This is a genomic window from Brachybacterium kimchii (assembly GCF_023373525.1).
In the GTDB taxonomy this organism is placed as follows: Bacteria; Actinomycetota; Actinomycetes; order Actinomycetales; family Dermabacteraceae; genus Brachybacterium; species Brachybacterium kimchii.
In genome coordinates this window covers 2,657,822-2,684,821 of record NZ_CP097218.1, presented here as the reverse complement: position 1 = coordinate 2,684,821, position 27,000 = coordinate 2,657,822, and the positions used below count along the sequence as shown (strand labels likewise).

Annotated in this window: 22 protein-coding genes and 1 tRNA gene; 8 read left to right on the top strand and 15 right to left on the bottom strand. The window is 72.7% G+C overall.

Annotated features, from left to right (window positions below; all coding sequences use genetic code 11):
- Positions 1–21: 21 nt before the first annotated feature.
- The 5 genes from M4486_RS12345 to upp form a co-directional block, all read right to left on the bottom strand.
- Positions 22–903: an SWIM zinc finger family protein gene (locus M4486_RS12345; protein WP_249477500.1), complete on the bottom strand. Its 882-nt coding sequence runs from the start codon at positions 901–903 to the stop codon at positions 22–24.
- Positions 900–4,250, bottom strand: coding sequence for a DEAD/DEAH box helicase (locus tag M4486_RS12340; RefSeq protein WP_249477498.1), 3,351 nt, complete (start codon positions 4,248–4,250; stop codon positions 900–902). Before M4486_RS12340 ends, M4486_RS12345 begins: the two co-directional genes overlap by 4 nt.
- A gap of 88 nt (positions 4,251–4,338) precedes the next feature.
- Positions 4,339–6,153 carry a chromosome partitioning protein gene (locus tag M4486_RS12335; protein WP_249477497.1) on the bottom strand — a complete coding sequence of 605 codons (1,815 nt, stop codon included), beginning with the start codon at positions 6,151–6,153 and terminating at the stop codon, positions 4,339–4,341.
- A 528-nt stretch (positions 6,154–6,681) separates the two neighbouring features.
- A complete protein-coding gene (locus M4486_RS12330; protein WP_249477495.1) occupies positions 6,682–7,578 on the bottom strand; it encodes a winged helix family transcriptional regulator in 897 nt (298 codons plus the stop codon).
- Between the two features lie 386 nt (positions 7,579–7,964).
- Positions 7,965–8,603: a uracil phosphoribosyltransferase gene (gene upp / locus M4486_RS12325; protein ID WP_200503340.1), complete on the bottom strand. Its 639-nt coding sequence runs from the start codon at positions 8,601–8,603 to the stop codon at positions 7,965–7,967.
- Positions 8,604–8,725: 122 nt separating this feature from the next.
- Between upp and M4486_RS12320 the strand changes: the two genes are divergently transcribed.
- Together M4486_RS12320 and M4486_RS12315 are read left to right on the top strand one after the other, a co-directional pair.
- The gene (locus M4486_RS12320) at positions 8,726–9,271 is read left to right on the top strand and encodes a dihydrofolate reductase family protein (protein WP_249477493.1); all 546 of its coding nucleotides are present in this window, start codon (positions 8,726–8,728) and stop codon (positions 9,269–9,271) included.
- Between the two features lie 64 nt (positions 9,272–9,335).
- Positions 9,336–9,779 (top strand): nucleoside deaminase, encoded by a 444-nt coding sequence (locus tag M4486_RS12315; RefSeq protein WP_249481128.1) that lies wholly within the window; start codon positions 9,336–9,338, stop codon positions 9,777–9,779.
- Between the two features lie 13 nt (positions 9,780–9,792).
- Here the strand turns inward: M4486_RS12315 and M4486_RS12310 are convergent, their stop codons facing one another.
- The 5 genes from M4486_RS12310 to M4486_RS12290 all read right to left on the bottom strand — a co-directional run bounded on the left by M4486_RS12310 (position 9,793) and on the right by M4486_RS12290 (position 13,924).
- Positions 9,793–10,407 (bottom strand): response regulator transcription factor, encoded by a 615-nt coding sequence (locus M4486_RS12310; protein WP_249477492.1) that lies wholly within the window; start codon positions 10,405–10,407, stop codon positions 9,793–9,795.
- Positions 10,404–11,708: a sensor histidine kinase gene (locus M4486_RS12305; RefSeq protein ID WP_249477490.1), complete on the bottom strand. Its 1,305-nt coding sequence runs from the start codon at positions 11,706–11,708 to the stop codon at positions 10,404–10,406. Before M4486_RS12305 ends, M4486_RS12310 begins: the two co-directional genes overlap by 4 nt.
- 97 nt (positions 11,709–11,805) lie before the next feature.
- Positions 11,806–12,645 (bottom strand): ABC transporter permease, encoded by an 840-nt coding sequence (locus M4486_RS12300; RefSeq protein ID WP_249477488.1) that lies wholly within the window; start codon positions 12,643–12,645, stop codon positions 11,806–11,808.
- Positions 12,642–13,622: an ABC transporter ATP-binding protein gene (locus M4486_RS12295; protein ID WP_249477486.1), complete on the bottom strand. Its 981-nt coding sequence runs from the start codon at positions 13,620–13,622 to the stop codon at positions 12,642–12,644. The genes M4486_RS12300 and M4486_RS12295 overlap by 4 nt, the downstream gene beginning before the upstream one ends.
- Positions 13,619–13,924, bottom strand: coding sequence for a hypothetical protein (locus tag M4486_RS12290; RefSeq protein ID WP_249477485.1), 306 nt, complete (start codon positions 13,922–13,924; stop codon positions 13,619–13,621). Before M4486_RS12290 ends, M4486_RS12295 begins: the two co-directional genes overlap by 4 nt.
- A gap of 237 nt (positions 13,925–14,161) precedes the next feature.
- Here M4486_RS12290 and M4486_RS12285 point away from each other — a divergent pair, with 237 nt between their 5' ends.
- From M4486_RS12285 to M4486_RS12275, 3 genes are all read left to right on the top strand, one after another.
- Positions 14,162–15,190, top strand: a complete 1,029-nt coding sequence (locus M4486_RS12285) for a methionine ABC transporter ATP-binding protein (protein ID WP_249477484.1) — start codon at positions 14,162–14,164, stop codon at positions 15,188–15,190.
- The gene (locus M4486_RS12280; protein ID WP_249477482.1) at positions 15,187–15,882 is read left to right on the top strand and encodes a methionine ABC transporter permease; all 696 of its coding nucleotides are present in this window, start codon (positions 15,187–15,189) and stop codon (positions 15,880–15,882) included. Before M4486_RS12285 ends, M4486_RS12280 begins: the two co-directional genes overlap by 4 nt.
- A 79-nt stretch (positions 15,883–15,961) precedes the next feature.
- Complete coding sequence (locus M4486_RS12275) at positions 15,962–16,813, top strand: MetQ/NlpA family ABC transporter substrate-binding protein (RefSeq protein ID WP_228356446.1); 852 nt, start codon at positions 15,962–15,964, stop codon at positions 16,811–16,813.
- A 236-nt stretch (positions 16,814–17,049) separates the two neighbouring features.
- Here M4486_RS12275 and M4486_RS12270 read toward each other — a convergent pair whose 3' ends face one another.
- Positions 17,050–19,314, bottom strand: coding sequence for a S9 family peptidase (locus tag M4486_RS12270; protein WP_249477480.1), 2,265 nt, complete (start codon positions 19,312–19,314; stop codon positions 17,050–17,052).
- Positions 19,315–19,407: 93 nt separating this feature from the next.
- Between M4486_RS12270 and M4486_RS12265 the strand changes: the two genes are divergently transcribed.
- Positions 19,408–19,493 (top strand) — tRNA-Ser (locus M4486_RS12265).
- A gap of 153 nt (positions 19,494–19,646) precedes the next feature.
- Positions 19,647–21,044, top strand: a complete 1,398-nt coding sequence (locus M4486_RS12260) for an FAD-dependent oxidoreductase (RefSeq protein WP_249477479.1) — start codon at positions 19,647–19,649, stop codon at positions 21,042–21,044.
- 51 nt (positions 21,045–21,095) lie between these two features.
- Here the strand turns inward: M4486_RS12260 and M4486_RS12255 are convergent, their stop codons facing one another.
- The 4 genes from M4486_RS12255 to M4486_RS12240 form a co-directional block, all read right to left on the bottom strand.
- Positions 21,096–21,644 carry an NYN domain-containing protein gene (locus tag M4486_RS12255; protein ID WP_249477478.1) on the bottom strand — a complete coding sequence of 183 codons (549 nt, stop codon included), beginning with the start codon at positions 21,642–21,644 and terminating at the stop codon, positions 21,096–21,098.
- Between the two features lie 179 nt (positions 21,645–21,823).
- Positions 21,824–22,735, bottom strand: coding sequence for a carbohydrate ABC transporter permease (locus M4486_RS12250; protein WP_249477477.1), 912 nt, complete (start codon positions 22,733–22,735; stop codon positions 21,824–21,826).
- Positions 22,732–23,634: a carbohydrate ABC transporter permease gene (locus tag M4486_RS12245; protein ID WP_249477476.1), complete on the bottom strand. Its 903-nt coding sequence runs from the start codon at positions 23,632–23,634 to the stop codon at positions 22,732–22,734. Before M4486_RS12245 ends, M4486_RS12250 begins: the two co-directional genes overlap by 4 nt.
- A 13-nt stretch (positions 23,635–23,647) precedes the next feature.
- Positions 23,648–24,931 (bottom strand): ABC transporter substrate-binding protein, encoded by a 1,284-nt coding sequence (locus tag M4486_RS12240; protein WP_249477475.1) that lies wholly within the window; start codon positions 24,929–24,931, stop codon positions 23,648–23,650.
- Between the two features lie 324 nt (positions 24,932–25,255).
- Here M4486_RS12240 and ptsP point away from each other — a divergent pair, with 324 nt between their 5' ends.
- Positions 25,256–26,974 (top strand): phosphoenolpyruvate--protein phosphotransferase, encoded by a 1,719-nt coding sequence (gene ptsP, locus M4486_RS12235; RefSeq protein WP_249477474.1) that lies wholly within the window; start codon positions 25,256–25,258, stop codon positions 26,972–26,974.
- Positions 26,975–27,000: the final 26 nt, after the last annotated feature.

Sequence of the window (27,000 nt, the reverse complement as noted above, 5' to 3'; positions counted from 1 at the left end):
CGAACGCGCGGCGAGCAGGGATCAGTCCTCGCCGGCGGTCTCGTCCGGTGCGGAACCCGCGCCGGAGGCATAGAACGAGACGAGCATCGCGGACGCCTCCTCTCCCAGCGCATCCTGCAGCAGGGTCGGGTCGGCGATCGCCGGATCGAAGCTCGCGGGACGGCTGGCCGCCGTCCCCTCCGCCGCAGGCTCCGCTCCCGCCGTCCCCTCCGCCGCGCCGTCGGCCGATGACGAACCGGCCGACGGGCTTCCCGCCGACGCATCTCCCGAAGCATCTTCCGACGACGGGACCCCCGCAACAGACGAGTCCTTCGGGGGCTCGTCGTCCGACGGGCTCGCGGCCTCCGCGAGGGCCCGTGCGCCCCTGCCCGTCGCGACGGGCTGTGCGATCTCGGAGAGGGTGAGGCCGCGCAGTGTCAGCAGGTGCACGGGGACCTCGTCGATCGCCTCGACCAGCGCGTAGGCGAGCGCGGCGACGTGCACGCACGGGCCCGGCCAATCCAGGCAGGTGCAGTCGTGGGTGACTTCGGAGGCGCTGCCCGGCAGCAGGGTCGCCATGTGCGCATCGAGCTCCGACTCGATCGCCTGCGGGTAGGTGCCGCTGGTCAGAAGCGCGGGCAGCTCGGTGTGGGTGCGCAGGGTGTCGACGACGATCTGCCGGTCGGCGGCGCCGAACGCGGAGACGTCGAGCTCGGGCTCGTAGATCGTGCCGTCGTCGTCGAGGACTCCGGCGCGGGCGCGGCGCGGGGCGACGTCGAGCCATTGCACGCGGTCCGCGCGCGCGAGGCGCCTGCCGGCGGATCTGCGGCCGCTGCTGATCACGCTCTCGAGGGACTCGCGCAGGGCGGCGCCCTGCCAGCTGGCGCCGATCTGCCCGCGGCGCGAGCGCATGCGAATGCTCATCGTCCGCCTCCCTCCGCCTGCTCGCCCGGGGCCTGTCCTTCCGGCGCGTCCCCGTCGGACAGCGCGAGCATGCCCCACAGCTGCGCCGCATCCATGTTGACCAGGGCGTTCTCGACGGGGGTGATGGTGAGGTCGGCGAGCGTCTGCTTCTCGGCGAGGACGTTGTCGATGCGCTCCTCGACGGTGCCCGCGGCCACGAGCTTGCGCACCTGCACGTCCTTGGTCTGGCCGATGCGGAAGGCGCGGTCGGTGGCCTGGTTCTCCACGGCCGGGTTCCACCAGCGGTCCAGGTGGACGACGTGGTTGGCGGCGGTGAGGGTGAGCCCCGTGCCGCCCGCGCGCAGGCTCAGCAGCATCGCCCCGGGTTCGCCGGGCGTGGACTGGAAGCGGGCGACCATGTCGTCGCGGTCGGCCTTCTTCACCCCGCCGTGGAGGAAGGGGATCTCGCGGCCGAACCTCTCGCGCCAGTAGGGGACGAGCATGTGCCCGAAGGTCGTGAACTGGGTGAACAGCAGCACCTTCTCGCCGTCGGCGAAGGCGGATCCGAGCAGGTCGTCGACGTACTCGAGCTTGCCGGAGCGGTGCTGCCCGTCGCGCAGGATCGCGGAGCCGTCGCCGAGGTAGTGGGCGGGGTGGTTGCAGACCTGCTTGAGCTTGGTGAGCGTGGAGACGACGAGCGTGCGGCGCTGGTTCTGGTCGGCGCCGTCGATCTGGGCCATGAGCTCGCCGACGAGCGCCTCGTAGAGCCCGGCCTGCTCGGGGGTGAGGTTCACGGTGCGCACCATGTCGATCTTCGCGGGCAGGTCCGAGATGATGCTCGGATCCGTCTTCACGCGTCGCAGCACGAACGGGCTGGTCAGGGCGCGCAGACGCTCGAGCGCCGACTCGTCGCCGTCCTTCTCGATCGGGCCCGCGAGGTGCTCCTGGAAGGAGGTGGCGCTGCCCAGCAGGCCGGGGTTCACGGTCTCCATGAGGGCGTGCAGGTCGCTCAGGCGGTTCTCGACCGGGGTGCCGGTGAGCGCCAGACGGTGCGGGGCCCGCAGCGCCCGCGCCGCCTTCGCGACGGCCGTCCCGGCGTTCTTCACGTGCTGTGCCTCGTCGAGCACGAGGCGGTGCCAGCGCACCTGGGAGAGCACCTCGAGGTCCCGGTCCAGCAGGGAGTAGGTGGTGATCACGAGGTCGACGTCTGCCGCGCCCTCGGCGAAGGAGGCGTCGCGGATGCGATCGCCGCCGTGGTGGACGTGCACGGCGAGGTCCGGGGCGAAGCGCGCGGCCTCGCGCTGCCACGAGCCGACGACGGACATCGGGCACACCAGCAGGGTGGGACCGGGCGCGGGGCCCGCGCCCGCGGTGCGCGAGCGGGCCCCGGGGCGCGGACGCACGCGCGCGGGCCGCACCTCGGGGGCGACCGCGGCGGGATCCGGCTCCCGCTCACGGCACAGCAGCGCGAGAACCTGCATCGTCTTGCCGAGCCCCATGTCATCGGCGAGGATCCCGCCGAGCCCCAGCTCGTGCAGCGCCCACATCCAGTTCAGCCCCTCGAGCTGGTAGCCGCGCAGCGAGGCGTCCAGGCGCTCGGGCTGCGGAAGGGGGAGCGGCCCGGGCCCGCCGGGCACCAGATTGCGCAGACCGTTGGAGCGTCCGCGCGCGGGGGCGCCGGCCCGTGGCGGCACGGGCTCCGCGTCGTCCGCCTGCAGACGGACCTGCAGGCCCTCGGCCTGGGCGCTGCCCAGCAGCGCGAACATGTCGCCCCAGTGCATGCTGCCGGCGCTCGCCGCGATCGGCTCGGTGCGCCCGGGGGCGCGGGACTCGTCGGGCCGACGGGCGGGCGCCCGTCGCGCGGCGCCGGCGGCGCCACCGCCTCCGGAACCGCGTTCCCCGTGGTGCCCGCTCGCCCCGTCGGGCCCGCTCTCCCCGCCGTCCCGTCCCCGCCTCCGCGCGGTGAACGCGTCGAGGAAGCGCTCGGCGGCGCGCAGCGTGGTGGAGTCCAGGCGCACCCACTGGCCGCGCAGCTGCACGAGCTCGGCCTGGGCGGCGCGGATCTCCGCGACCTCGTCCTCGGTGAGGTCCACGTCCCCGACCGACATCTTCCAGTCGAAGCGGGCCATGGCCTGCATGCCCACGCCGCTGCCCGTCTTCTCCTGCTCGGCCTCCTCCTCGCCGACGACGGCCTGCAGGCGGGTCTTCTGCTTCGTCCACTCGCGCGGGAGCATCACGGTGACGCCCGCGGCCTCGAGAGCCCCGGTGTCATGGGCGAGGAAAGCGGAGGCCTGGGCGGTGGTGAGCAGCCAGTCCACGCCGGTGTCGTCGACGGCGGCCCCGCGCACCGTCGGTGCCAGGCGCATGACCTCGGCCGATGCCTCCGCGGCTCCTTCGACGCCCACGTCGCCCACGGCACGCAGGTCGGCGACGGGCCGCACCGCCCCGTCGGCGTCGCGCAGGCAGGTCTGCAGCGGCCACGCGGTGCCCAGCGGCGGCTCGTGCAGGCGCACCACGAGCTCCGAACCGGTCGAGGAGAGGTGCACCCGGGCGCGGCCGGAGTCGATGAACGCGTCGAGCGCCGCCTGCATGCGCCGCTGGGTCGGGACGTCGGCCCGCACGGGGGCATCCGCGGAGGGCGCGGACAGCGAGGAGATGAGGGCCGTCGGGTCCTTCGCGGCCGCATCCTCAGACGTCTCCGTCTCCGTCTCCGCGCGGCGACGGGAGGCGACGTGCCGGGCGAAGACCTCGCGCGCGCGGGTATCGACGAGGGAGTGCAGCAGCGGCTGGGCGTCCTCCTCGAGCGCGGACCAGCGCGCCCAGGGGCGGCCGAAGCGCTCGACGATCCGCACCCGCAGGTGCCGTGCGGCGACGAGGCGCTCGGCGTGCAGGTCCAGCACCACGGCCGTGAGCAGGTCCGGCATGGCGATGACCTGGTCGGACAGTCGCAGGGACGTGCCGGCCTCCACGAGCGGCCCGATCACGGCGGCCACCTCGCTCCCGGTGTCCGAGGCCCCCGTCGGCCCGCTCGGCCCCGTCTGCCCCGCGACTTCCGTGCCCGCTCCCGTGCGCGCGGCCACGAGGCGGCCGATCGCGCCGACCACGTCCAGCAGCGCCTCCCCGTCGAGCGGCAGGGCGGGGACGCGGTGCTCGCTCGTGCGGCCGCGCACGCGCGCGCGATGGCGCAGCGTGCCCTCGTGCCGGCCGAGCGCGCGGGACAGGGCGTCGGCGAGCCCGCTCGGCGCCTCGTCGAGCAGACCGGAGAGGTCCGCAGCAGGGCGGGAGCCGCCGCCCTCGACCTGCACCCGCACCCACAGCGCGGGGCCCAGGTCGTCGTCGACGACCAGATGCAGGCGGTTCAGCGGCATGAGGGCGAACCTACGCGCACCCTCCGACGTCCGGGGCGCGCGGTGGACGGGAGCCCGGTGGGGAGGAGCGAGCGGGTCGGCCCCATCCTCACAGGCCGTCGACGATCTCGGCGGTCGCCCGCAGCCACGCGGCCCGGGTCTCCGGGTGGATCCGCGAGAAGTCCAGCGGTGCGCCGTCCACGAACTGCTCCTCGAAGGGGACCTCGACGATCGCGCGGGTGTGCGCGCCGAAGTGCTTGTGCAGCTGAGTGCGCAGCGAGGGGTCCATCTTCTTGCCCGAGGAGTGCGACAGGATCGTCACGGCGTGGTCGACCTGCTCGGCGAGACCGGTCGCGCGCAGCTCGTCGATCATCCAGGCGGCGGCGTTGAAGGTGTCCTCGCGCAGGGTCGAGATGATCACCAGCTGATCGGCCGACTGGACGCCGGCCAGCCAGTTCGAGGCGCGCACGTTGTTCCCGGTGTCGATGACCTTGAGGCGGTAGAACCGCGAGAGGGTCTCGTCGAGCTCGCGGAAGGCGGCGTCGTCGATCAGGGCGGAGGAGCCCGGATCCTCGTCGGAGGCGAGGATGTCGAAGCGGGTGGCCTCCTGCCGGCGCACGTAGCGGTCGAGGTCCGAGACGGTGGCCTGTTCGGTGCGCAGCTGGTCGAGGTCGCGCAGCAGGTCGATCGCGGTGCGGTGGTGCTCGGCGGGCGCGCCGCGCCAGCCCAGCGTGCCCCGGGTCTCGTTGTTGTCCCAGGCCAGCACGCCGCCGCCGCGGGCCATGCCCAGCGTCGCCGCGATCATGAGCGAGGCGGTGGTCTTGTGGGCGCCGCCCTTGAGGTTCACGACGGCGATGTTCTTCGGGCCGTCGAGGGTGCGGGAGATGCGCTGCATCTGGGCGCGCTCCTCGCGCTCGGCGCGGCCGGGGCGCGGGGAGATCCGCCCGCCGGTCAGTCGCGTGAGGGTGCCCTGCCAGCCGCGGGTCGCCGGGGCGGGCGACGGCTGACGGCCGGCGGACTGGAGGTCCTGGAGGGTGGGCCGACGGCTCTCGCCCGACGGCTGCGGGTCCGCCGCCTGCGGCGCGTCCGCCACCGGTGCGGAGGAGGGAGCCTGCTGCGCCGTCGTCGGGGCGGCGCGGCGGCCGTGGCCGGGACGCGCCGAGCGGCCCGCCTGGTCGCCGGGCTCGGCGGGCGAGGCCGCCGTGGAAGCGGGGGCCGGCGCCGTCGGGGCGGCGGGGGCCGGCGCGGGCGATGCGGCGGAGGCGCTCGGCGCGATCGCCGTCGTGGGGCCGACGCCCGGCCCGCTCGCCGCACCGGTCTGCGCACCGGAGCCGGCGGCATCGGCGACGCGCTCCTCGTGGGCGCCCTGGGCGTCGTGGGAGCGCTGCTCGTCGCGGGGGTCCCGGACTCCCGGAACGTCCTGGGAGTCCTGCTCGTCCTGCGCCTCGTGGGTCTCCTCGCCGAGCAGCGACGGCGGGATCCAGGAGGGGCTGTCCGCCGTGCCGCCCTCGGGGACCGCGGGGTGCACGGCGGTCGCCTCGACGTCCCCGTCGGGATCGAACGAGCCCTGTCCGAACGAGGCCACGTCGAACGAGCTCGCGGAGTAGGAGTGCGCAGGGGAGGAGTGCGCTGAGGGTGAGCCCGTCCCGTGGCCGGCACGGCCTGCGGACGGGCCGAAGAGCGGCCGGTCGTCGGCCTCGCGGGTGCTGATGCGGCCCGAGGGCTCCACGCGCAGATGGTGCGTGGCGTCGGGCTCGACGATCACGACGTCGAGGTCGCGCCCCGCGCGACGGGCGGCGTCGATGAACACGCTCTTGACGTTCGCCCGCACCTCGGAGATGTGCTCCCCGTGGATCCCGATCTCCTCATCGGCCAGGTGGACGGTCGCGGACCGGTCGGAGTCGATGCGCGCCTGCGCGATCATGGATGGGCTCTCCCTCACTACGGTGGTCGACACACCCGCGGTGCGCGCGGGGCCATGCTCCACTCTACGAGACGCCAAGCGCCTGACCGGTGGACACGTGCCAGAGGCAACGGCAATCCCGACTTGGTCATGGCTGCGCAAAAGCATGCAAAGCATTGCATGTTCGCGTTTACATCATCGCGCCGGGACCCGTAGCATCGTCCCGGACGTCGCCTCCTCGATCCCCCTCGCGGGAGGCGACGAACGGGTCCTCCGACGTTCCCCCCGATATCGGTGGACCCGTGTTGCCTGGTCGTCCGCACCCACCACCATTGAGGGACGGCTGGCATCGCGAACGGCCCGTGAGCCCCGACAGTGCGTCGATGTGTGCTCCGGGCCGTTCGCTCTTCCCGGATCCTCGTCCTTCCCGGAACGGGGGCGATGACGAGCACCCTGCGCGGAATGCACCGACCCGGACGAGCGGCTGCCCGTCCGGGCCGATGGTCCTCGGGTGGGGGACTGGGGTGAAACGCCGGGGGAGGAGCGCGATCAGTCGAGGATCGCGACGTCGCTGCCGGTGTCCAGGCGGTAGCCCGCGCCGCGCACCGTGGAGATCAGGCGGCGGTAGCGGCCGAGCTTCGCGCGCACGCGGCGCACGTGCACGTCGACGGTGCGCTCACCGGTCTCGGACGAGGCGTCGGCCCACACGGACTCCATGAGCTCGTCGCGGCCGATGATCCGACGGGCGCCGCGCGCCAGGTGCGCGAGCAGCTCGAACTCCTTGTAGGTGAGGTCCACGTCCTCGCCGTCGATGCGCACGCGGCGGCCGAAGAGGTCGATCACCAGCGAGCAGTCCGTGCTCGCGGCGGGAGCGACGTTCGGGCTCACGGCGGTGGCGCGCAGCAGGCGCTGACGTGCCGCCTCGGCGTCCCGGCGGGCCGGGGAGTTCGGCGAGACGACGCCGGTGCGGCGCGTGCGCTCGGGCTGCGCGGCCTCGCCGTCCTGGGTGCGCGGCGGGAGCGCCCGCAGGGTGGGCGCGGTGCTCGTGGTGCCCGTCTCCGCAGCCTCGCCGGCGGGGGAGAAGGGGCGCGGGGAGCGCACGCCCACGCTCGCCGAGGCGCGGCGGCCGGCCGTCAGGCGACGGGCGTTGGCGCGCAGCGCGTCGGCGATCTGGGCCGCTTCGACGTCGGGCGTGCCGGCCGGCAGCGTGACCGTGAGGGTCAGCGTGACCTGGTCGGACTCCGGCGCGGCGGCCAGTGCCGACGATCCGGCGGACTGCCCGGCGGCACCGGGGGCCCGGAAGGCGGGACGGCCGGCGTGCTGGGGGCGCAGGGCGCGGGGTCCGCGATCGTGCGCGGGGCGCTCGACGCGGGCGGCCGGGCTCTGACCGGCGGCGCTCTGCGGGGTGCGGGTCTGGGTGACAGGACTGTTCAGGGTGATGCTCATGATGCGTTCTCCGGGTTCGTGCACGACTGGTGCAACGGGTGGGGACCCGGGATCCCAGTTCCGATCGACGCGTCAGGTTCGCGGATCGCTGGGTTGTGCTCCCGGCCGGCACCTGGAGCCCGCGCCTTCCGGCCGGCTCCTGTCAGCCGACCCCGGAGGATTCTCGAGCGCTCAGAGGCTCGGCTGACGGTGCATCATGCACATGCACATCATCATCGAACGCATCATCGAGCGGGCCGCCGTCGTGGCGACCTCTCGGCTCGGAGCGTTCGTGAACATGTCGGCCATCATGCCCGAGGCCGACGCCCGGCCTCAAGCAGGTGTTCGCATCCTGGGACGCGCGAGGTCAGAGCCCGGTGGGGCCGATCGTCGGTCGACGGGTCCCGTCAGTCGACGACGCCGAAGAGGCGGTCGCCCGCGTCGCCGAGGCCGGGGACGATGTAGCCCTTCTCGTTGAGCTTCTCGTCGATCGCGGCGGTGACCACGGTGAGGTCGATGGCCGGGTCGATCTGCTCCTCGAGGGTCTTCAGGCCCTCGGGGGCGCACAGCAGGGTCACGCAGGTGATGTCCTTCGCGCCGCGCTCGTGCAGGTAGTTCACGGAGGCGATGAGGGTGTGGCCGGTCGCGAGCATCGGATCCAGCACGAAGCACTGGCGGTCGGTGAGGTCGTCCGGGAGGCGGTTCGCGTAGGTCGTGACCTCGAGGGTCTCGTCGTTGCGGACCATGCCCAGGAAGCCGACCTCGGCCGTGGGCAGCAGGCGCGTCATGCCGTCGAGCATGCCCAGGCCCGCGCGCAGGATCGGGACCACCATCGGCTTGGGATCCGTCAGACGCGTGCCGGTCATCGTGGTGACCGGGGTCTGGATCTCGACGGGGGCGACGGCGACGTTGCGCGTGGCCTCGTAGGCCAGCAGGGTCACCAGCTCGTCGGCCAGGAGGCGGAACATCGAGGACCGCGTCTCGGCCTTGCGGAGCGCCGTCAGCTTGTGGGCGACGAGGGGATGGTCGAGTTCGAGCACGCGCATGGCGCCGAATCTACCCGACGCCCCTGCACGCGGGATCCGTTCGGGGGAGCCCCGGCGAATACTGGGACCAACACCTCGCAGCACCCGACCCGCGGCGCTGCGCCGCCGCGCAGGAGGCCCCGATGACCCGCTATCGCTTCTTCACCGCGACCAGCCTCGACGGATTCCTCGCCGACGAGCACGAGAGCCTGGACTGGCTGCTCTCCCAGCCCACCGACGCGGAGCAGAGCATCCTGCCCTACGACGTGTTCGTGCAGGACGTGGGTGCGATCGTCACGGGGCGCGCCACCTATGACTGGGTCGTGGGCCACCTCGAGACCGTCGCTGACGCCTGGGTCTACGACCAGCCCACGTTCGTCTTCTCCCACCGGGAGCTGCCCGAGGACTTCACGGGCATCACCCGCGTCTCCGGTCCGCCCGCCGCGCACCGCGCCCGGCTCGAGGAGGTCGCGGGCGACAAGGACGTCTGGATCGTGGGCGGCGGGGACCTCGCGTTCTCCTTCGCGGAGGCCGGGATGCTCGATGAGGTCTTCGTGTCCATCGCCCCCGTGACCCTCGGCAGCGGGAAGCCGCTGATGGGAGGGCGCCTCGACCTCGAGCTGCGCGAGCTCGGGCGGAACGGCGCCCTGCTCGAGGCGCGGTTCGCGGTCACGGGTGCGCGCAGCTGACGGCGCGGCCGGGGAGAATGGGGGTGTGGACGACGACACCCCGCCCCTCTCCGACGACGCCCTCATGGGCCTCGCCCTCGACGAGGCGCGCGCCTCCGCGGAGCGAGAGCCGGCCGACGTCCCGATCGGCGCCGTCGTCCTGGACCCGACCGGGCGCGTGATCGCGCGCGCCGGCAACCGCAGGGAGGCCGACGAGGACCCCACCGCGCACGCCGAGATCCTCGCCCTGCGCGAGGCGGCCCGCGCGACGGGCCGCTGGAACCTCACCGGCTGCACCCTCGCCGTCACCCTCGAACCGTGCACCATGTGCGCCGGGGCGATCGTGCTCGCGCGGATCGCGCGGGTGGTCGTCGGCGCACCCGACCCGAAGGCCGGGGCCGCCGGGTCCCTCTACGACCTCGTGCGCGAACCCCGGCTGAACCACCGCGCGGAGCTCACCACGGGCGTGCGGGAGCAGGAGTGCGGGGACCTGCTGCGCGGCTTCTTCCGGGCGCGGCGGGGGCGATGACGCGAAGGGGCCGTCAGATCCAGCCGTGCCGCCGCGCGATCTGCGAGGCCTCGTGCCGGTTGCTGGCCTGGAGCTTCGCCTGCGCGTTCGAGAGGTAGTTGCGGACCGTCCCCTCGGCCAGGTGCGCGCGCCGTGCGATCTGCTCGATGCTGGCGCCGTCGGCCGCGTACTCGAGCACGTCGGCCTCGCGCGGGGTGAGCGGGGAGTCGCCGGAGGCGATGGTCTCCGCGGCGAGCTCGGGGTCGATCGCACGGCGTCCCTGCGCGACGGCGCGCACGGCCTCGGCGAGCTGCTCCCCGGAGACCGTCTTCGGCAGGAATCCCAGCACGCCCTGGGCGAGCGCGCGCTTGAGGTAGCCGGGCCGGGCGTGCGAGGTGAGGATCAGGCACCGGGTGGCGGGGGAGACCTCGAGCGTGCGGGCGGCGAGCTCGAGGCCGTCCCCGTCGGGCAGCTGCAGGTCGAGCACCGCGACATCGGGCGCGTGGGCGGCCATCAGGCCCTCGCCCTCGGCGGCGCTCCCCGCCTGCGCGAGGACCTCCAGGTCGTCCTCCAGGTCGAGCATGGTGGCCAGGGCGGAGCGGATCACGGTCTCGTCGTCCACGAGGACGAGACGGATGGGGGCGGTCATGGGGCCTCCTCAGGGACGGGGCTCTCGGCGACGGGACTCTCGGCGACGGGGCTCTCTGCGGCCGTGCTCTCTGCGACGGTGTTCGTTGCTTCTCCAGGGTCCTCGAACACCGCCGACAGGACGAAGCGCTCGCCGTCGAGGCGGGCCGTCAGGGTCCCCTCCGGCGCGAGCCGCTCTCGGACCCCGCGCAGCCCGCTGCCCATCACGACAGGGGTCCCCGTGACGCTCACCCCGTCGTTGACCACGGTGATCCCGCCCGGTGCGAGGTCGATGCGCACCGAGTCGGCGCTCGAATGCCGCAGCACGTTGGTGCCGGCCTCCCGGAGCACCCAGGCGGCCGTCGCCGCGCGGGACCCGGGGATGTCCTCCGGACTCCCGCCGACCGCCGCCTCGATCCCGGCCGAGCGCAGCAGGGAGACGGTGCCCTGCAGCTCGGCGGCGAGATCGGCCTCCCGGTAGCCGCGCACCAGCGCCCGGACCTCGGCGAGGGACGAGCGGGCGATCTGCGCGACCTCCCGGCTGCGCTCGAGCGCGCGGGGATCCTCGCGCTCGACGAGCTTCCCGGTCAGCTCCGCGGTGACGACGATCGCCGAGAGGTCCCGGCCGGTGACGTCGTGGAGATCGCGGGCGAAGCGCAGCCGCTCCTCGGCGACCGCGAGCTGGGCCTGGGCCACCCGAGCCCTCTCGAGGTCCCGGACGATCGCGGCGAGCCACAGCGAGCTGCGGGCGACCGCGACGAACGCGATCACGAGCCCCGCGAGGATCGAGGCCTCGTTCCTGCTCGTGCCCAGGAGCACGCCCACGCCGGCGGTGGCCCCGGCGGCGAGGATCCCCGTCGTCCAGGGGAGGCGGAGGGCCTGTCCCGTCAGCGCCGCACCGAGGCATGCCAGCAGCACGGGGGCGTGGGCCGACGCGTCGTCGGCCCATGCGGTCCGCGCCGCCGCGAGGGCCGCGGGGACCAGCGGGGACAGCGCCAGGGCGCGCGCCCCGGCCCCGTGCACGCGCAGCGCCCCGACCTCGGGAAGGTCCCATCGGCCGCGGGGCCCGGCCTCGCCCCGCGCCCAGGCGCGGCACAGCACGAGGACGGACACGGCCGAGGTCAGGGACTGGAGGACGAGGAACGCGGCATCGGGGCCATCGCGCAGGGCGCCCTCGGGGGCGAGCAGCGGCGCGTCGGCCGCGCCGGGCGCGCTGAGCAGCAGGAGCGGCAGGAGGAGCATGAGCACGGCCAGCGACCACAGCGTGTAGACGCGGAAGATCTCCCAGGGGCGTCCCACATCAGGCGCCTCGAGCGTGCTCATGCCCCGGATCCTGTCATGACCCGGGCCCGAGGAGCGGCCGGAACGGCGACCGCGGCGTCTGCCGGGTCATGCACGGGCCGCCCCCTGCAAGGGCCCCTCATGCGCGGGGCTCCCAGCGGAAGCGCAGTCGCACGAACCAGCAGGCGAGGACGAGCCAGACCACGAGGATCAGGAGCTGCAGGCCCGCGTCGGCCCAGACGGCCGATCCGGTCACCGGGTCGCCGGCGGGGTCGACGCCCAGCCAGCCCAGGCGCACCAGGGCGACGATCGGGGCCGAGGGGACGAGCGAGACCAGTCGCGCGAACCAGTCGGGCATGAGCGACAGGGGCACGGCGGCGCCGGTGCCGATGACGGCGACGGCCATGAGCGGGAGGCACGTGACCTGCGCGGACTCGACGGTGCGGGTGATGTTCGCGGTCGCGAGCGCGAGCGGCACCAGGAGCACGGCCCCGAGCGCGAGGCCCACCACGGGCAGCAGCGGATGCTGCGGCGTCGGCAGGTCCAGCAGCGGCACCGAGATCGCCGTCATCACACCGATCATGACCGCCGCGATGAGGAGCGCGGGCACGGCGCCCGCCGCGAGGACCGTCGCGTCCGAGGCCTCGCCGGTGCGCAGGCGCTTGAGGACGAGGTCCTGGCGGCGCGCGACATAGGTGGAGAGCAGGTTGTAGTAGACGACGAACAGCAGGACGATCACGAACATCATCCCGAGGGCGTTCGCGAGCTGCGCGGGCCCCGAGCCCTGCCGCGCGATCGGCAGGTACAGGAACGGGACGGCGATGGGCATCAGCACTGCCGTGACCAGCTGCATCCGGTTGCGCAGCAGCATCGTCATCTCGGCGCGGGCCAGGCCCAGCAGGCGGTGCCCGGGCAGGCGGTGCCCGTGCGCGCGCCGCGGGGCGCGGTCGGCGGCGGGAGCGGAGGCGGCGGCGGTCATGACGGATCTCCTTCGTGGGCGATGGTGAGGAACACGGTCTCCAGGCTCGCCGCGCGGGCGTCGAGGCCCTCGAGGACCAGGGAGTGCTGGTCCGCCCAGCGCAGCAGGCGCGCCAGGTCGGTCTGGAGCGAGTCGGTGGTGACCTCCGTGCGCTCGCCCTCCCGGGTCGCGGCGCCGTGGAGGTCCGGCAGGGCCGGGGCCGAGACGGGCACCCGGAAGCGGATCGTGGAGGGGTGGCCGGCGACGACCTCGTCGACGGTCCCCTCCCGCACGATCCGACCGCGGTGCATGAGCGCGAGGCGGTCGGAGAGCGCCTCCGCCTCCTCGAGGTAGTGCGTGGTCAGCACGATCGTGGTCCCGCGCTCGGTGAGGCGCCGGATCAGGCCCCATGCCCCCGCCCGGGACTGCGGATCCAGCCCCGTCGTCGGCTCGTCGAGGAAGAGGATCTGCGGATCGCCCGCGATCGCGCAGGCCAGGTCGAGGCGACGCACCTCCCCGCCCGAGAGCGAGGAGATCCGGGTGCGCGCCCGGTCCGCGAGATCGACCTCCTGCAGGAGCTCGGCCCCCTCGCGCGGGGAGCTCAGCGTGGAGCACCACATCCGCAGGGCCTCGGAGACGGTGAGATCGGCGGGGAAGCCGCCCGTCTGCAGCATGAGCCCCTGCTGCGGGCGCACCGCGGCGCGCTCGCGCCGCGGATCGTGCCCCAGCACCCGCACCGTGCCCTCGTCGGGCCGGGCCAGGCCCTCGAGCACCTCGAGGGTCGAGGTCTTGCCGGCGCCGTTGGTGCCCAGCAGTCCGAAGAGCTCGCCGCGGCGGATCTCGAGATCGATGCCGTCGACGGCCACGAAGGCCTGCCGACCGCTGCCGTAGCGGCGCACGAGCCCCCGTGCGGTGATCACGGCCTCGGCGTCCGGGGAGGCGAGGCCTCGGGATCCGACGGCCGACGGGGACAGGGACTGCGGGCTCGCCGCGCTCATCGTCGACCCGCCTCGGGACGGCCGTAGCCGTGGCGGACGAAACCGGCGATCAGCCGGCCCACGAGCCACGCCCCGACCAGGCTGCCCGCGATCACCGCGGCGATCATCGGCGGCTGCAGGACGAACAGGAGGATCGCGACCAGGGCGGCGTTCACGACCAGGGCGAAGAGCTCCCGGGCGAGGGTCGGTGCGGGGGTGACCCCCAGCACGTCCATCAGCAGGCCGCGATCCGAGGCGGACGCGGGCGCTGAGGTCGGGGCGGTCGGCGTCGTCGAGGGGTGGGAGGCGCGTGTCGTGTTCATGTCCTCCACGCTCCCGGAGCCGCGGATGCGGGGGTAGGGCGCAGGATCACCGCTCGTCGTGAACGGCTCACGGCCCGGGCATGACGTATGTCAGATCGGCCCGGGGCCACGGCCTGAGTCCCGCACCACACGCCGCGGCCCTGCGCGGTGATCCCGACCACGCCCCGCCCCGGTCAGATGACGTTTCGTGAACGTGAGGGTCGGCAGGTGCGCTAGGGGGATGCTCTACTTCTGCTTGTGATCACTCTCGAAGACCTCACCAAGGTCTTCCCCGCGCCGGGCGGGGGAGACCCCGTCGTCGCGCTCGACGGCATCGATCTTGATGTCGACGCGGGCCAGATCCATGGGATCGTCGGCCGCTCCGGCGCCGGGAAGTCCACGCTCATCCGCTGCCTGACCGGACTCGAGAAGCCCACGCGCGGCAGCGTGCGCCTCGACGGCACCGACATCGCGGCGCTCGACGGCCCCGAGCTGCGCGCCGCTCGCCGCAACATCGGCATGGTGTTCCAGCACGCGAACCTGCTGGACTCGCGCACCGCCGCCCGCAACATCGCCCACCCGCTCGAGATCGCGGGCGTGGGCCGTGAGCAGCGCACGGCGCGCGTGGCCGAGCTCGTGGACCTCGTGGGCCTCGCCGGCCGCGAGCACAACCATCCCGCGCAGCTCTCGGGCGGGCAGATCCAGCGCGTGGGCATCGCCCGCGGCCTCGCGGCCGAGCCCAAGGTGCTGCTGTGCGACGAACCCACGAGCGCGCTCGACCCCACCACCACCCGTCAGATCCTCAAGCTCATCCGCGACCTGCGCGACCGCCTGGGCATCACCGTCCTGCTCATCACCCACGAGATGAGCGTGGTCCGCGAGATCTGCGACGCCGTGACCCTGCTCGAGGACGGCCGCGTCGCCCAGAGCGGCGCCCTGGCCGATGTCGCCTCGGACCCGCACGGCCCGCTCAGCAGCGAGCTGATCCCGCTGCCGCCGGCCCCGACGGGCATCAGCGCGCGCGTCGTGGACTGCGACTACGGCGCCGACCCGACGAACGACCGGGCCGTGGCCAGCAGCGAGGAGCTCGTGCGCATCGCCGCCGAGCACGGCGCGAGCGCGCAGATCGTCGCCGGCAACATCGAGACCATCGCGGGCCGCCAGGTGGGCCGCGTGCAGCTGGCCCTGCGCAACGAGGACGACACACCGATCAGCGAGAAGGGCCTCGCGGCCTTCCTGCGCGAGCTCGAGAGCCGCGGCGTCGTCACGAAGGAGGCCTCGGCATGAGCGAATGGCTGAGCAATCCCGTGTTCACCACCTGGGACTCCAACACGAGCCTGTGGTCGAACACGCTGATCACCCTCTACATGACGATCGGCACGATGATCTTCGCGGCGCTCATCGGCACCCCGCTGGGAGTGCTGCTGTTCGAGACCGACCGCGCGACCGGCGGCGGCGCCCGCTGGGTGAACCGGATCGTCGGCTTCATCGTGAACGTGGGCCGCTCGTTCCCGTTCATCATCCTGATCATCGCGCTGATCCCCGTCACGAGGATCGTGGTGGGCCGTGTGACCGGCCCGAACGCCGCCATGTTCGCGCTCGTGGTCTCCGCGATCCCGTTCCTGGCCCGCCTCATCGAGATCAACCTGCGCGAGATCCCCGCCGGGAAGATCGAGGCGGTGCAGATGATGGGCGCGACCCGCTGGCAGGTGATCCGCCAGGTGCTGTTCCCCGAGGCCCTGCCCGGGATCATCGGCTCGCTGACCACCACGACGATCGCCGTGATCGGCTACACCGCGATGGCGGGCGCCGTGGGAGGCAAGGGCCTGGGAGACCTCGCGAACCGCATGGGCTACCAGTCCTACGACAACGTCGTGATGATCTCGACCGTCGTCGTCCTGATCGTCATCGTGATCCTCGTGCAGTCGCTGGGCTCGGTGCTCGCCCGCGCGGTCGACCACCGCGCCCGCAACGTCTGAGCCCCGCCCCGAGAGCTCCCTCTCGCCCTTCCGCGTCCTTCCGCCCCACCACTCCGTTCCACTCCCCGAGGAGATCCCCATGTCGCATCTGACCCGCCGCTCCCTGTTCGCCTCCGGCGCCGGCCTCGCCGCGCTCTCGATCACCGGCTGCGGCCTGGTGGGCGGGGGCTCCGACGGCCCCGAGGAGAAGGACGGGGTGACGACGATCAAGATCGGCGCCTCACCCAAGCCCCACCAGGAGATCCTGGAGTTCGTCAGCAAGAACCTCGCCGAGGACGCGAACCTGAAGCTCGACATCACGCCCTACACGGACTACCAGATCCCGAACCAGGCGCTGAACGACGGCGACATCGACGCGAACTACTACCAGAACCAGCCGTTCCTGGACTCGCAGGAGAAGGAGAAGGGCTACGACTTCTTCGCCTTCAAGGGCGTGCACATCGAGCCCCTGGGCCTGTACTCCGAGAAGATCACGAAGCTCGACGAGCTGAAGGACGGCGACGAGATCGCGATCGCCAACGACCCCACCAACCGCGGCCGTGGCCTGGGCCTGCTCGCCGAGGCGGGGCTGATCACCCTCAAGGACGGCGTCGAGGTCACCGACGCGACCACCAAGGACGTCGCCGAGAACCCGCAGAAGCTGAAGTTCACCGAGATCGAGGCCGCCCAGATCCCGCGCACCCTGGGCGACTTCGCGGCGGGCGTCGTCAACGGCAACTACGCGATCGAGTCGGGTCTCAAGCCCTCCGAGGACTCGATCGTGCTCGAGAAGAGCGACGCGGAGAACCCCTACGCGAACTTCGTCGTGGTGCGCACCGAGGAGAAGGACAACGCGGCGCTGAAGAAGCTCGACGAGCTCCTGCACTCCGACAAGGTCAAGGACTTCATCACCACCACGTACACCGACGGCTCGGTCATCCCGGCCTTCTGACCGGGCGGGGCCCGACGGACGATCGGCGTCCGTCGGACCACGAAGTCGGCGTCGTCGGAGCCGCTCGACGGGGCACATGCTCATGGCCAGGTTCTATGACAGAAAGTCCGGCTTCCTGTCATAGAACCTGGCCATCGGCCGTTCGGGCCGCCGGGCCGCCGGGCCGCCGGGCCGCCGGGACGACGGGACGGCGGGCCGCCGGCCTGACCGGCAGGCCCGCCGGGCCGGCCGGGCCCTCAGATCCGCGCGGTCGCGCCGATCTGGTCGAGCAGCCAGGCGAGCTCGTCGGCCCGCTGCTCCCACTTCGCGTAGCGGCCCGAGCGCCCGCCGTGCCCGGCGACCATCTCGCAGCGGAACACGATCGGCCGCTCGCCCTGGTCGCTGGTCACGGTCTCGCGCAGGCGCGCCACCCACTTCGCGGGCTCGACGAAGAACACGCGGGTGTCGTTCAGCGAGGTGGAGGCGAAGATCGCCGGGTACTCGACCTCGCGCACGTTCTCGTACGGCGAGTACGACTTCATGTACGCGTAGACCTCGGGGTCGTGCAGCGGGTCGCCCCACTCCTCCCACTCGCCGACGGTGAGCGGCAGCGAGGGATCCAGGATCGTGGTGAGCGCGTCCACGAAGGGCACGCCCGCGATGATCGCCCGGAAGCGCTCGGGGGCGAGGTTCGCGATCGCGCCCATGAGCAGGCCGCCCGCGCTGCGCCCCTCCGCGGAGAGGCGGTCCGGCGCGACCCAGCCCGCGTCGACGAGGTGCGCGGCGCAGTCGACGAAGTCGGTGAAGGTGTTGCGCTTCTCGAGCAGCTTGCCGTGCTCGTACCAGGGCCTGCCCATCTCGCCGCCGCCGCGCACATGGGCCACGGCGACCACGAGACCGCGGTCCAGGAGGGACAGCCGGGTGGGCACGAACGACGGGTCCATGGACGCCTCGTAGGAGCCGTAGCCGTAGAGGTAGCCGGGATTCGTGCCGTCGGGCGCGGCCTCCCGGCGGGCCGCCAGCGAGATCGGGATCGCGGTGCCGTCGGCCGCTCGCGCCCACAGGCGCTTCTCGACGTAGAGCTTCGGGTCGTAGCCCGGGACCGGGGTGCGGCGGAGGACCTCGTGCTCGCGGGTGCGCACGTCGACCTGGGCGACCGTCGACGGGGTGAGCAGGCTCGTGAGCTGGTAGCGCAGGAGCTGCTCGTCGAACTGGTGGTTCGCCAGCAGGAACACGGTGTCGAGCTCGCCGCCGTGGGAGACGTCCCAGGCCTCCTCGACGGCCCAGGCGTGCGCCGCCGCGTCGGCGTCAGCATCCGAGCCCGAGCCCGAGCCCGCGTCGGCCTCCGCGCCCGTGCCCGCGCCCACCGTCTCGCGCCGGGGGATCACGCGCACCGCGGCGAGCCCGCCGCTGCGCAGCTCGAGGGCGGCGAAGCCCGCGAAGGCGTCCACGGACTCGAGGCGCTCGCCGTCGGCGGCCTCGAGGATCGTGGTCCAGGCTCCCGGGTCCTCGAGCGGTGCGGTCGCGAGCGCGAAACCGGGCACGCCGTCGTTGTGGACCACCAGCAGGTGGTCCCCGGCGGGCTCGAGCGAGTACTCGATCCCGGGCCGGCGCCCGCCGGCGGGCCGGGGCGCCGAGGTGGGATCGGAGAGGTCCAGGAGCCAGCCCTCGCTGGTGGTGGTCGAGGCGGCCTCGATGATCAGCGTGGAGCCGTCGCGCGAGGTCCCGAACCCGATCGTGAAGCGCTCGTCGGCCTCCTCGAGCACCAGCTGGTCCTCCTGCGCGTCGGTCCCCAGGCGGTGACGCCAGATCTGGTGCTGGCGCCAGGCGTCGTCCACCCCCGCGTAGAACAGCCACTGCTCGTCGGTCGAGAACGCGAGCCCGTAGCCGGCGCCGCGCACTGCCTCGTCGATCACCTCGCCGCCGGCGCCGCCGCGGCGAAGGTCCGTGACCACGACGTCGAAGCGCTCGTCGCCGCGCACATCGGTGCTGAAGGCGAGCAGGTCCTGGCTGGGGGAGGGGCGCATGCCGCCGAGGGAGAAGAACTCCCGACCGTCCGCGAGTGACTGCGCGTCGAGGATCACCTGCTCGCCGGGCAGCAGCACGCCGGGCTCGACGGCGGGGACGCCGCCCGCACCGCGCGGCAGCTCCGGGCCCTCGGCGACGCGCGTATGCCGCGGGTAGTCCTCGCCCTCGGTGGTGCGGGTGAGGTACCACCAGTCACCGCGGCGCACGGGGACGGACTGGTCCGTCTCCTGGGTGTGGCCGACGAACTCGGAGACGAGCTCGGTGCGCAGCGCCGACAGGTGGGCCGTGCGCGCGTCCGCATAGGCGTTCTCGGCCTCGAGGTGGGCGATGACCTCCGGGTCCTCCTTGTCGCGCAGCCACTCGAAGGGATCGCTCACGGTGTCGCCGTGGTGGGTGCGGTCCGTCGGCCGATGCGCGGGGCGGGGCGACTGGGGCGCGGACGGCGCCGGATCAGCGGGCGGCTGGGAGGGAGTCGTGGCATCGGTGCTCGTCATCCCGTCGAGGGTAGTGCCTGCGCCGGTGAACTGGATCGCACGTCGGCCCCCGCGGTTTGCCCGTCGTTCATGGCCCTGCGTAGAATCGCTGGCGGTAGCGTGTCCGAGCGGCCGAAGGTGCATCACTCGAAATGATGTGTGGTTAATAGCCACCGCGGGTTCAAATCCCGCCGCTACCGCCCTTGATCCGGAGTCCTTCCGGGTCCCGAAGGCCCCCGCCGGTCCCGGCGGGGGCCTTCGTGCTCTCCTGCACTCCCTCGATGGCACGGGAGTAGCGTCGTCGCAGGCCCCTGCGTCGGGACCGCTCGCCGCACCATCCCGGGAGGAACCCCATGACCGCACCGCGCACCCTGACTGCCGACCTGCTCGTCCTGGGCTGGGGGAAGGGAGGCAAGACGCTCGCCGCGAGCACGGCCGCCGCCGGCCGCCGCGTCGTGATGGTCGAGCAGTCCTCCCTGATGTATGGCGGGACCTGCATCAACATCGGCTGCGTGCCCACGAAGACCCTCGTGCACGCCGCCGACGAGCGTCGCGAGGGCGACGATCCCCAGGAGTACTTCGACCGGGCCGTGAGCACGCGCGATGCGCTCATCGGGAAGCTGAACGACGTCAACCTGCACATGCTCGCCGACCATGACACCGTGACGATCGTGGACGGCCGCGCCCGCTTCGTCGGGCCCCGTGAGGTCGAGGTGGCGCCCTCCGCAGGCGGCGCGGGCCTCGCCGAGCACCTGCTGATCAGCGCCGAGACCGTCATCGTGAACACCGGCGCCGAGCCCGCCCTGCCCGCAGTGCCCGGCATCGACGGGCCGCGCATCCACACCTCCACCTCGCTGCAGCACGTGGAGCCCTTCCCGCGCCGCCTCGCCGTGATCGGCGCGGGCCCGATCGGCCTCGAGTTCGCCTCGATGTTCCGCAGCTTCGGCAGCGAGGTCACCGTCATCGCCCGCGGCGAGCGGATCCTGCCCGACGAGGACGACGACGTCGCGGACGCGGTGCGCGAGGTGCTCGAGCACGAGGGCATCACGATCCTCACCGGCACCTCCGTCAGCGAGTACGTCGACGGCCCGGACGGGGTCGCGCTGCAGGGCACGGACGACGGGAACGGCGCACCTCTCGTGGCCGACGCGGTCCTGGTCGCCACCGGCAGGCGGCCCGCCACCGCGGACCTGGGCCTCGAGCAGGCGGGCATCGAGGTCGACGAGCACGGCGCCGTCGTCGTCGACGACCAGCTGCGCACGAGCGCCGAGGGCGTGTTCGCGATGGGAGACGTCCACGGGCACGGGCAGCAGACCTACCTCTCCCTCGACGACAGCCGCATCGTGGCGTCCGCGCTCACGGGCGACGGCTCGCGTCGGCTCTCGGACCGCGTCGCGGTGCCGTCGACGACCTTCCTCACGCCTCCGCTGTCGGCCGTGGGTCTGACCGAGCACGAGGCCCGCGAGGCCAGCCACGAGGTCCGCACGGTGCTCGCGCCCGTCGCGGGGATCAAGGCGATGCCCCGCCCCAAGACGCTCGGGGACGCCCGTGGCGTGATCAAGGTCGTCGTGGACGCGCAGACCGATCTCGTGCTGGGGGCGCGCCTGTTCCACGTCGACTCCCAGGAGGTCGTGAACCTCGTGGCCCTCGCGATGCGCGCGGGCATCACGGCCACGCAGCTGCGCGACGGGATCTGGACGCACCCGTCCTCGACCGAGGCGCTCAACGAGGTGCTCGGCCGGCTCTCCTGAGGCGCGGTCGTGTGAGCAGGGGGCGGCGTCGGCCGCCCGTGACGCCCGGGGTCAGATGAACTCGTACGGGTCGAACTCGTCGATCTCGATGACGCGCACGCGCGGCAGCGGGCTGGTGAACGTCCCGGCGTCGAACTCGAGGTCGAGGATCTCCACGCGCGGCACCTGCCGCAGGTCGGAGGCCATGAACTCGCGGAAGCCGACGACCGCGAGGCGCCGCTCCTCGTCCTCCGAGAGGTCGCGCATCTGGTCCACGAAGTCGCGGTCGTGGCTGACCAGGGCCACGTCGGCCGCACGGTCCTTGAGGGCGGTGAGGGTGCGCTGGATGGCGATGTCCACGACCTTGCCGTCGCCGCGCAGCGGGATCGGCGTGTAGCCCATGGCGAGCAGCGCCTGCACGAAGCTCGCGGGAAGGTCGCTCGCGACCGCCAGGAAGAACAGCCCGTGGGTGGGCTCGGCCCAGTGCTCCTGGATGAAGCTCAGCAGCGTGTTCCAGCGCGGCCTCTCCTCGGGGTGCGGGCGGCGCCCGAGGACCGAGAGGCCCAACGTGGCGTCGATGTTCTCGCCGTCGACGAGGAGGTAGGAGCTGCGTTCATCCATGGTGGCGAGCCTATCGGTCGTGGCCGGGTGGTCGGGCGCAGGTCCGACGGGGTCGACGGCGGGCGCGGGTCCGACGGGAGTCTGCGCGGCCGGATGCGGGGGAGCGGCCGGATGCTGGGCAGCGGCGGGTGCCGGCGCGGGCGGTCCCGCCGGGCTCTCCGCTCGTCGTCCCATGCCGCTCAGCCCTTCACCGAGCCGGACATGAGACCGGCGATGAAGTAGCGCGAGAGAAGCACATAGACCACGAGGGTGGGCAGCGAGGCGAGCAGCGCGCCCGCCATCGAGACCCCGTAGTCGGTGAGCAGCGCGCCGTTGGCCAGGTTGTTCAGGGCGAGGGTGACCGGCCCGTTGCGCGGGGTCGAGAAGAACACCGCGAACAGGAAGTCGTTCCAGGCGCTCGTGAACTGCCAGATCCCCACGACCACGAAGCCGGGGATCGCGATCGGCAGCGCGACCGAGGAGAAGGTGCGCAGCATGCCCGCGCCGTCCACGGTCGCGGCCTCGATGAGCTCGTGCGGGATCGTCTCGAAGTAGTTGCGGAAGATCAGGGTGGTGATGGGGATGCCGAAGACCACGTGCAGCAGGATCAGCGAGGGGATGCCGTTGGGGATCTCGGTCGCGAGCACCAGCTGCAGCAGGGGGATCATCACCGCCTGGTAGGGCAGGAACATCCCGAACAGGATGAGAGTGAAGACGATGTCGGCCCCCGGGAAGCGCCACCGCGAGAGGACGAAGCCGTTCAGACAGCCCAGCACCGAGGAGATGATCGTCGAGGGGATGACCAGCGAGAGGCTCCGGCCCAGCGCCGGGGCGAGCGCCGTCCATGCCCGTTGCCAGTTCTCGAAGGTCCAGGTGTGCGGGAGCGCCCAGGCCCGCGCGGGGCTCGCGTCACCGCCGGTCTTGAAGCTCGTGATGACCAGCACGTACACCGGGATCAGCACGAACAGCACGCCCAGCAGGATGACGAGGTAGCGCAGGGTGCGGCCGACGGGCGTGGGCCGGGTGCCCGGGGCGCCGCGGCCGCGGGAGGCGAGCGGGGAGCTCTCGCCGAGCGGCGCGGCGCTCGGCGGCGCGGACGTCGTGGTGTTCATCGGGTGCGCTCCCGGTGCTGCTGGATCAGGTAGGGGACGATGAGGATCGCGATGAACGCGAGCAGCACCGTGCCCACGGCCGCCGCGTTGGCGTAGTCGAAGCTCGACTTGAACACGTACATGTCCACCGCGGGCACCTTGGTCTGGTAGTTCGCGGGCTTCGAGATCGACATGATGAGGTCGAAGGACTTCAGCGACATGTGCGCGATGATGACGATCGCGCTCATGAGCACCGGCGTGAGCTGCGGGAAGATCACGTGGCGGTACATCTGCAGGCTGCTCGCGCCGTCCATGCGGGCGGCCTCGCGCAGATCGTCGGGCACCCCGCGGAAGCCCGCGAGGAACAGCGCCATGACGTAGCCCGAGAGCTGCCAGATCGCGGGGATCGCGATCGCGGCGATGCCGAAGGTGACCTGGTTCCACCAGGGGTTCTCGAGCACGTCGAGGCCGACCATCTGGAACAGGCGGTTCAGGCCCGTCGCACTGTCGCCCTGGTTCGAGTTCAGCAGCCATCGCCACACCACGCCCGAGGCGACGAAGGAGATCGCCATCGGGAACAGGTACACGGTCTGGAAGACGCGGCCGCCCGGCAGCGGCCGCTCCAGCAGCCACGCCCACACGAAGCCCACGATCATCGCGCCCACGAGGAACACGGCCGTGAACAGCACCAGGTTCCACAGCGAGTGCTGGAACTGCGGGCTCTTGAACAGGGCGACGTAGTTCTCGAGGAACACGAAGGAGACGTCCTTGCGGCCGTTCGCCTGCGCGGCCGTGTGGTTGTCGGTCATCGACGTCCACAGGTTCCTCGCGATGAGCACGTAGACGAAGACGCCCACCAGCACCAGCGAGGGGGAGATGAGCAGCAGCGGCGGTCCGTACCGGCGCACGCGGGATCGCATCGAGCTCCGTGCCTCAGCTCGCGTACTTGTCGGCCGCCGCGACCAGCGCCTTCTGGTAGGCCGCGAGGTCGGAGGCGCCCGTGGTGAACTGGCTGGTGGCGTCCGAGAGATCGTTGAGCCAGGCCACCGGGACCGCGGCGCCGTGGGCGATCGACGGGGAGATCGCGTCCTCGGCGAAGGACTTCAGGGCCGTCTGCGAGTAGGTGCCGAACTGGGACTCGTCGACATCGGTGCGCGCGGGGATCGAGCCCTTGGCGAGGTTGAAGGCGAGCTGGCCGTCCTTCGAGGAGAGGGTGTCGAGCCAGGCCTTCGCGCCGTCGGCGTTCGGGGCGCCGACGGGCAGGGTGAAGGAGTCGGCGAGGAAGCCGAAGATCTTCTCCTTGCCGGGCAGCGGGAAGTACGTGTAGTCCTCGCCGTCCTTGAGCTTCGCCTGCTGGAACGCGGCCTCCGCCCAGTCGCCCATCACGTTGTAGGCGGCCTTGCCGTCGATCAGCTGCTGGGTCGCGTCGGGCCAGTCCAGGGAGTCGCGGTCGCTGTTCGTGTACCCCATCATCTTCTGGAACGCCTCGAGCGAGGAGGTCACGGCGGCGTCGTCCCAGGCGGTCTTCCCGTCGAACAGCCCGTTGTACTTCTCGGAGCCGAGCTCGGACATGAGGATGGCCTCGAGCAGGTTCACCTGGCACCAGGTGGTGCCGACGGACAGCGCGGTCACGCCCGCGCCCTTCGCCTTCTCGAGGTCGGCGAGGAAGTCGTCGACGCTGCCCGGGGCCTTCTTCGTGTCGATCCCCGCCTTCTCGAGCACCTTCGCGTTCGCCCACACCACGTTCGAGCGGTGGATGTTCGAGGGGATCGAGTAGATCTTCCCCTCGACCGTCAGGCGGTCCACGAGGTCCTTCGGGAAGGCATCGGTGAGCTTGTACTCGTCGTAGAGGCCGGAGACGTCCTCGATCTGTGCGGCGTCGATGTAGTCCTGGAGCTCGGCGCCCGCGTGGGCCTGGAAGGTGTCCGGCGGGTCGCTCGCCTGGAGGCGCGACTGCAGCATGTCCTTCGCTGCGGAGCCCGCGCCGCCCGCGACCGCCCCGTTGACGAACGTGAAGTCCGAGTGCTGCTCCCCGAAGACCTTGACCAGGGCGTCGAGGCCGGCCTTCTCGGAGCCGGAGGCCCACCAGGTGAAGACCTCGACGTCGGTGCCGCCGTCGCCGCCGGAACCGGAATCGCCTCCCGAGCCGCAGGCGGCGAGCGCGCCGACACCGAGGGCGGTGGAGGAGAGGGCGAGGAAACGTCTGCGATCCAACATGTTCTTCTCCTTCGAAGACACGGGATGGGGGTGGGGAGCTGCAGCGGGAGGGGGAGTGCGCAGCGGGGTGGGGCGGGTGCCCGCTCGACGTCGAGCCGACGTCTCGACTCTAGGACAGTCCTGGTCGCGGTGGGGTCGGGACCGGCCGACCGTGACCGCTTCGTGACGGCGTCCGCCCCGGTCCTCGGGCCCGTGCCCGCCCCGCTCCACGGGCTCCCGCGGGGAGCGTCCACGGCTCCGCGCACGCCCCGCCGGGCACGTAGCATGAGGTGATCCAGCGCGCCCGATACCTCCCCCACGGGCCCATCACAGAGGGAGTCCGAGATGTCCCAGTACACAGGTGTGGCGGTCAGCCCCGGCCGCGTCGTCGGCACGGTCCGGACGATGGCGCCGCCGGTCGCGGAGCCGCCCGTCGGCGAGAAGATCCCCGAGGGCGCGGATCCGCAGGCCGAGGCCGCGCGCATCGCCGAGGCCGCTGCGAGTGTGCAGAAGGCGCTCACGCATCGCGCCGAGCACGCACCGGGCGACGGGAAGGCCGTGCTCGAGGCGACCGCGCAGATGGCGGCCGACCCCTCCCTCACCCAGACCGCGCAGGGCTTCGTGCTCGCCGGCGGAGCCTCCGCGGCGCGCGCCGTGTGGGAGGCCGGCGACCAGGTCGCCTCGATGCTCGAGGGCCTGGGCGGATACATGGCCGAGCGCGCGGCCGACGTCAAGGACGTGCGCGGCCGGATCGTCGCCGAGCTGCGCGGCGAGCAGGCCCCCGGCATCCCCGATGTCGAGGAGCCCTTCGTGCTCACGGCGACCGATCTCGCCCCGGCGGACACCGCGACCCTTGACCCCGCGCTGGTGATGGCCCTGGTGACCTCGGACGGCGGCCCCCAGTCGCACACCGCGATCCTCGCGCGTCAGCTGGGCCTGCCCGCGATCGTCGCCGCCAAGGGCGTGCTCGACATCGCCGACGGCACCGAGGTGTTCGTCGACGCCGGCTTCGGCACCATCACCGACGACGTCACCGACGAGCACCGGCGCTTCGCCGAGGCCTGGACCGAGCTGCAGAAGAACCCGCTGACCTACGAGGGCGGCGGGATCGAGCTCACCGACGGCACCCGCATGCAGCTGCTGGCCAACATCGGCGGCGCGAAGGACGCGAAGGCCGCGGCCGCGGCGCATGCCGACGGCGTGGGCCTGTTCCGCACCGAGTTCCTGTTCCTGGACCGCGAGGACGAGCCGACCGTCGAGGAGCAGACGAAGGCCTACCTCGAGGCCTTCGCGTCGTTCCCCGGCAAGAAGGTCGTGGTGCGCACGATCGACGCGGGCGCCGACAAGCCCCTGCCCTTCCTCACCGACACCGACGAGCCGAACCCCGCGCTCGGCGTGCGGGCCTATCGCACCTCGTGGGAGAAGCGCTCGGTGCTGACGAACCAGCTCGACGCCATCTCCGCCGCCGCGAAGCAGAGCGACGCGAAGGTGTGGGTGATGGCCCCGATGATCTCGACCACCGAGGACACCGAGGACTTCGTGGGCCTGTGCCGCGAGCGCGACCTCGCCCCGGCCGGGATCATGGTCGAGACGCCCTCGGCCGCGGTCACCGCGGACCGGCAGCTGGCCGCGTGCGACTTCGCCTCGATCGGCACCAACGACCTCACCCAGTACACGATGGCCGCCGACCGCATGCTCGGCACCCTCGCCCACCTGAACAACCCGTGGCAGCCGGCGGTGCTCACCCTCGTGAAGGCCACCTGCGACGGCGCCCGCGCGGCGGGCGGCGACCCCGAGGCCTTCGGCGAGAGCGCCGCGAAGCCGGTGGGCGTGTGCGGCGAGGCCGCGGGCGACCCGGGTCTCGCGGTCGTGCTCGTGGGCCTGGGCGTCAACAGCCTCTCGATGACCCCGCGCTCCCTGCCGGCGGTCGCGAAGGTGCTCTCCACGGTCTCCCTCGAGCAGGCGAAGCAGCTCGCGACCGCCGCCGTCTCCGCGCGCACCGCGGACGACGCCCGCGATGCCGTCCGCGCCGGCCTCCCCATCCTGGGAGAGCTCGGCCTCTGACGCGGACGCCCGCCCGCGCGCCCGCG

Bases quoted from the DNA above. Each gene is read 5' to 3' on its own strand.
- upp (WP_200503340.1), bottom strand. From the start codon at position 8,603: ATGCGCGTGCTCGAACTCGACCATCCCCTCGTCGCCCACAAGCTGACG.
- M4486_RS12280 (WP_249477482.1), top strand. From the start codon at position 15,187: ATGAGCGAATGGCTGAGCAATCCCGTGTTCACCACCTGGGACTCCAAC.
- M4486_RS12315 (WP_249481128.1), top strand. From the start codon at position 9,336: ATGGGCCTCGCCCTCGACGAGGCGCGCGCCTCCGCGGAGCGAGAGCCG.
- M4486_RS12260 (WP_249477479.1), top strand. From the start codon at position 19,647: ATGACCGCACCGCGCACCCTGACTGCCGACCTGCTCGTCCTGGGCTGG.
- M4486_RS12295 (WP_249477486.1), bottom strand. From the start codon at position 13,622: ATGAGCGCGGCGAGCCCGCAGTCCCTGTCCCCGTCGGCCGTCGGATCC.
- M4486_RS12275 (WP_228356446.1), top strand. From the start codon at position 15,962: ATGTCGCATCTGACCCGCCGCTCCCTGTTCGCCTCCGGCGCCGGCCTC.
- M4486_RS12270 (WP_249477480.1), bottom strand. From the start codon at position 19,314: ATGACGAGCACCGATGCCACGACTCCCTCCCAGCCGCCCGCTGATCCG.
- M4486_RS12340 (WP_249477498.1), bottom strand. From the start codon at position 4,250: ATGCCGCTGAACCGCCTGCATCTGGTCGTCGACGACGACCTGGGCCCC.
- M4486_RS12245 (WP_249477476.1), bottom strand. From the start codon at position 23,634: ATGCGATCCCGCGTGCGCCGGTACGGACCGCCGCTGCTGCTCATCTCC.
- M4486_RS12345 (WP_249477500.1), bottom strand. From the start codon at position 903: ATGAGCATTCGCATGCGCTCGCGCCGCGGGCAGATCGGCGCCAGCTGG.
- M4486_RS12250 (WP_249477477.1), bottom strand. From the start codon at position 22,735: ATGAACACCACGACGTCCGCGCCGCCGAGCGCCGCGCCGCTCGGCGAG.
- M4486_RS12305 (WP_249477490.1), bottom strand. From the start codon at position 11,708: ATGAGCACGCTCGAGGCGCCTGATGTGGGACGCCCCTGGGAGATCTTC.
- M4486_RS12310 (WP_249477492.1), bottom strand. From the start codon at position 10,407: ATGACCGCCCCCATCCGTCTCGTCCTCGTGGACGACGAGACCGTGATC.
- M4486_RS12255 (WP_249477478.1), bottom strand. From the start codon at position 21,644: ATGGATGAACGCAGCTCCTACCTCCTCGTCGACGGCGAGAACATCGAC.
- M4486_RS12300 (WP_249477488.1), bottom strand. From the start codon at position 12,645: ATGACCGCCGCCGCCTCCGCTCCCGCCGCCGACCGCGCCCCGCGGCGC.
- M4486_RS12320 (WP_249477493.1), top strand. From the start codon at position 8,726: ATGACCCGCTATCGCTTCTTCACCGCGACCAGCCTCGACGGATTCCTC.
- M4486_RS12330 (WP_249477495.1), bottom strand. From the start codon at position 7,578: ATGAGCATCACCCTGAACAGTCCTGTCACCCAGACCCGCACCCCGCAG.
- M4486_RS12335 (WP_249477497.1), bottom strand. From the start codon at position 6,153: ATGATCGCGCAGGCGCGCATCGACTCCGACCGGTCCGCGACCGTCCAC.
- M4486_RS12240 (WP_249477475.1), bottom strand. From the start codon at position 24,931: ATGTTGGATCGCAGACGTTTCCTCGCCCTCTCCTCCACCGCCCTCGGT.
- ptsP (WP_249477474.1), top strand. From the start codon at position 25,256: ATGTCCCAGTACACAGGTGTGGCGGTCAGCCCCGGCCGCGTCGTCGGC.
- M4486_RS12290 (WP_249477485.1), bottom strand. From the start codon at position 13,924: ATGAACACGACACGCGCCTCCCACCCCTCGACGACGCCGACCGCCCCG.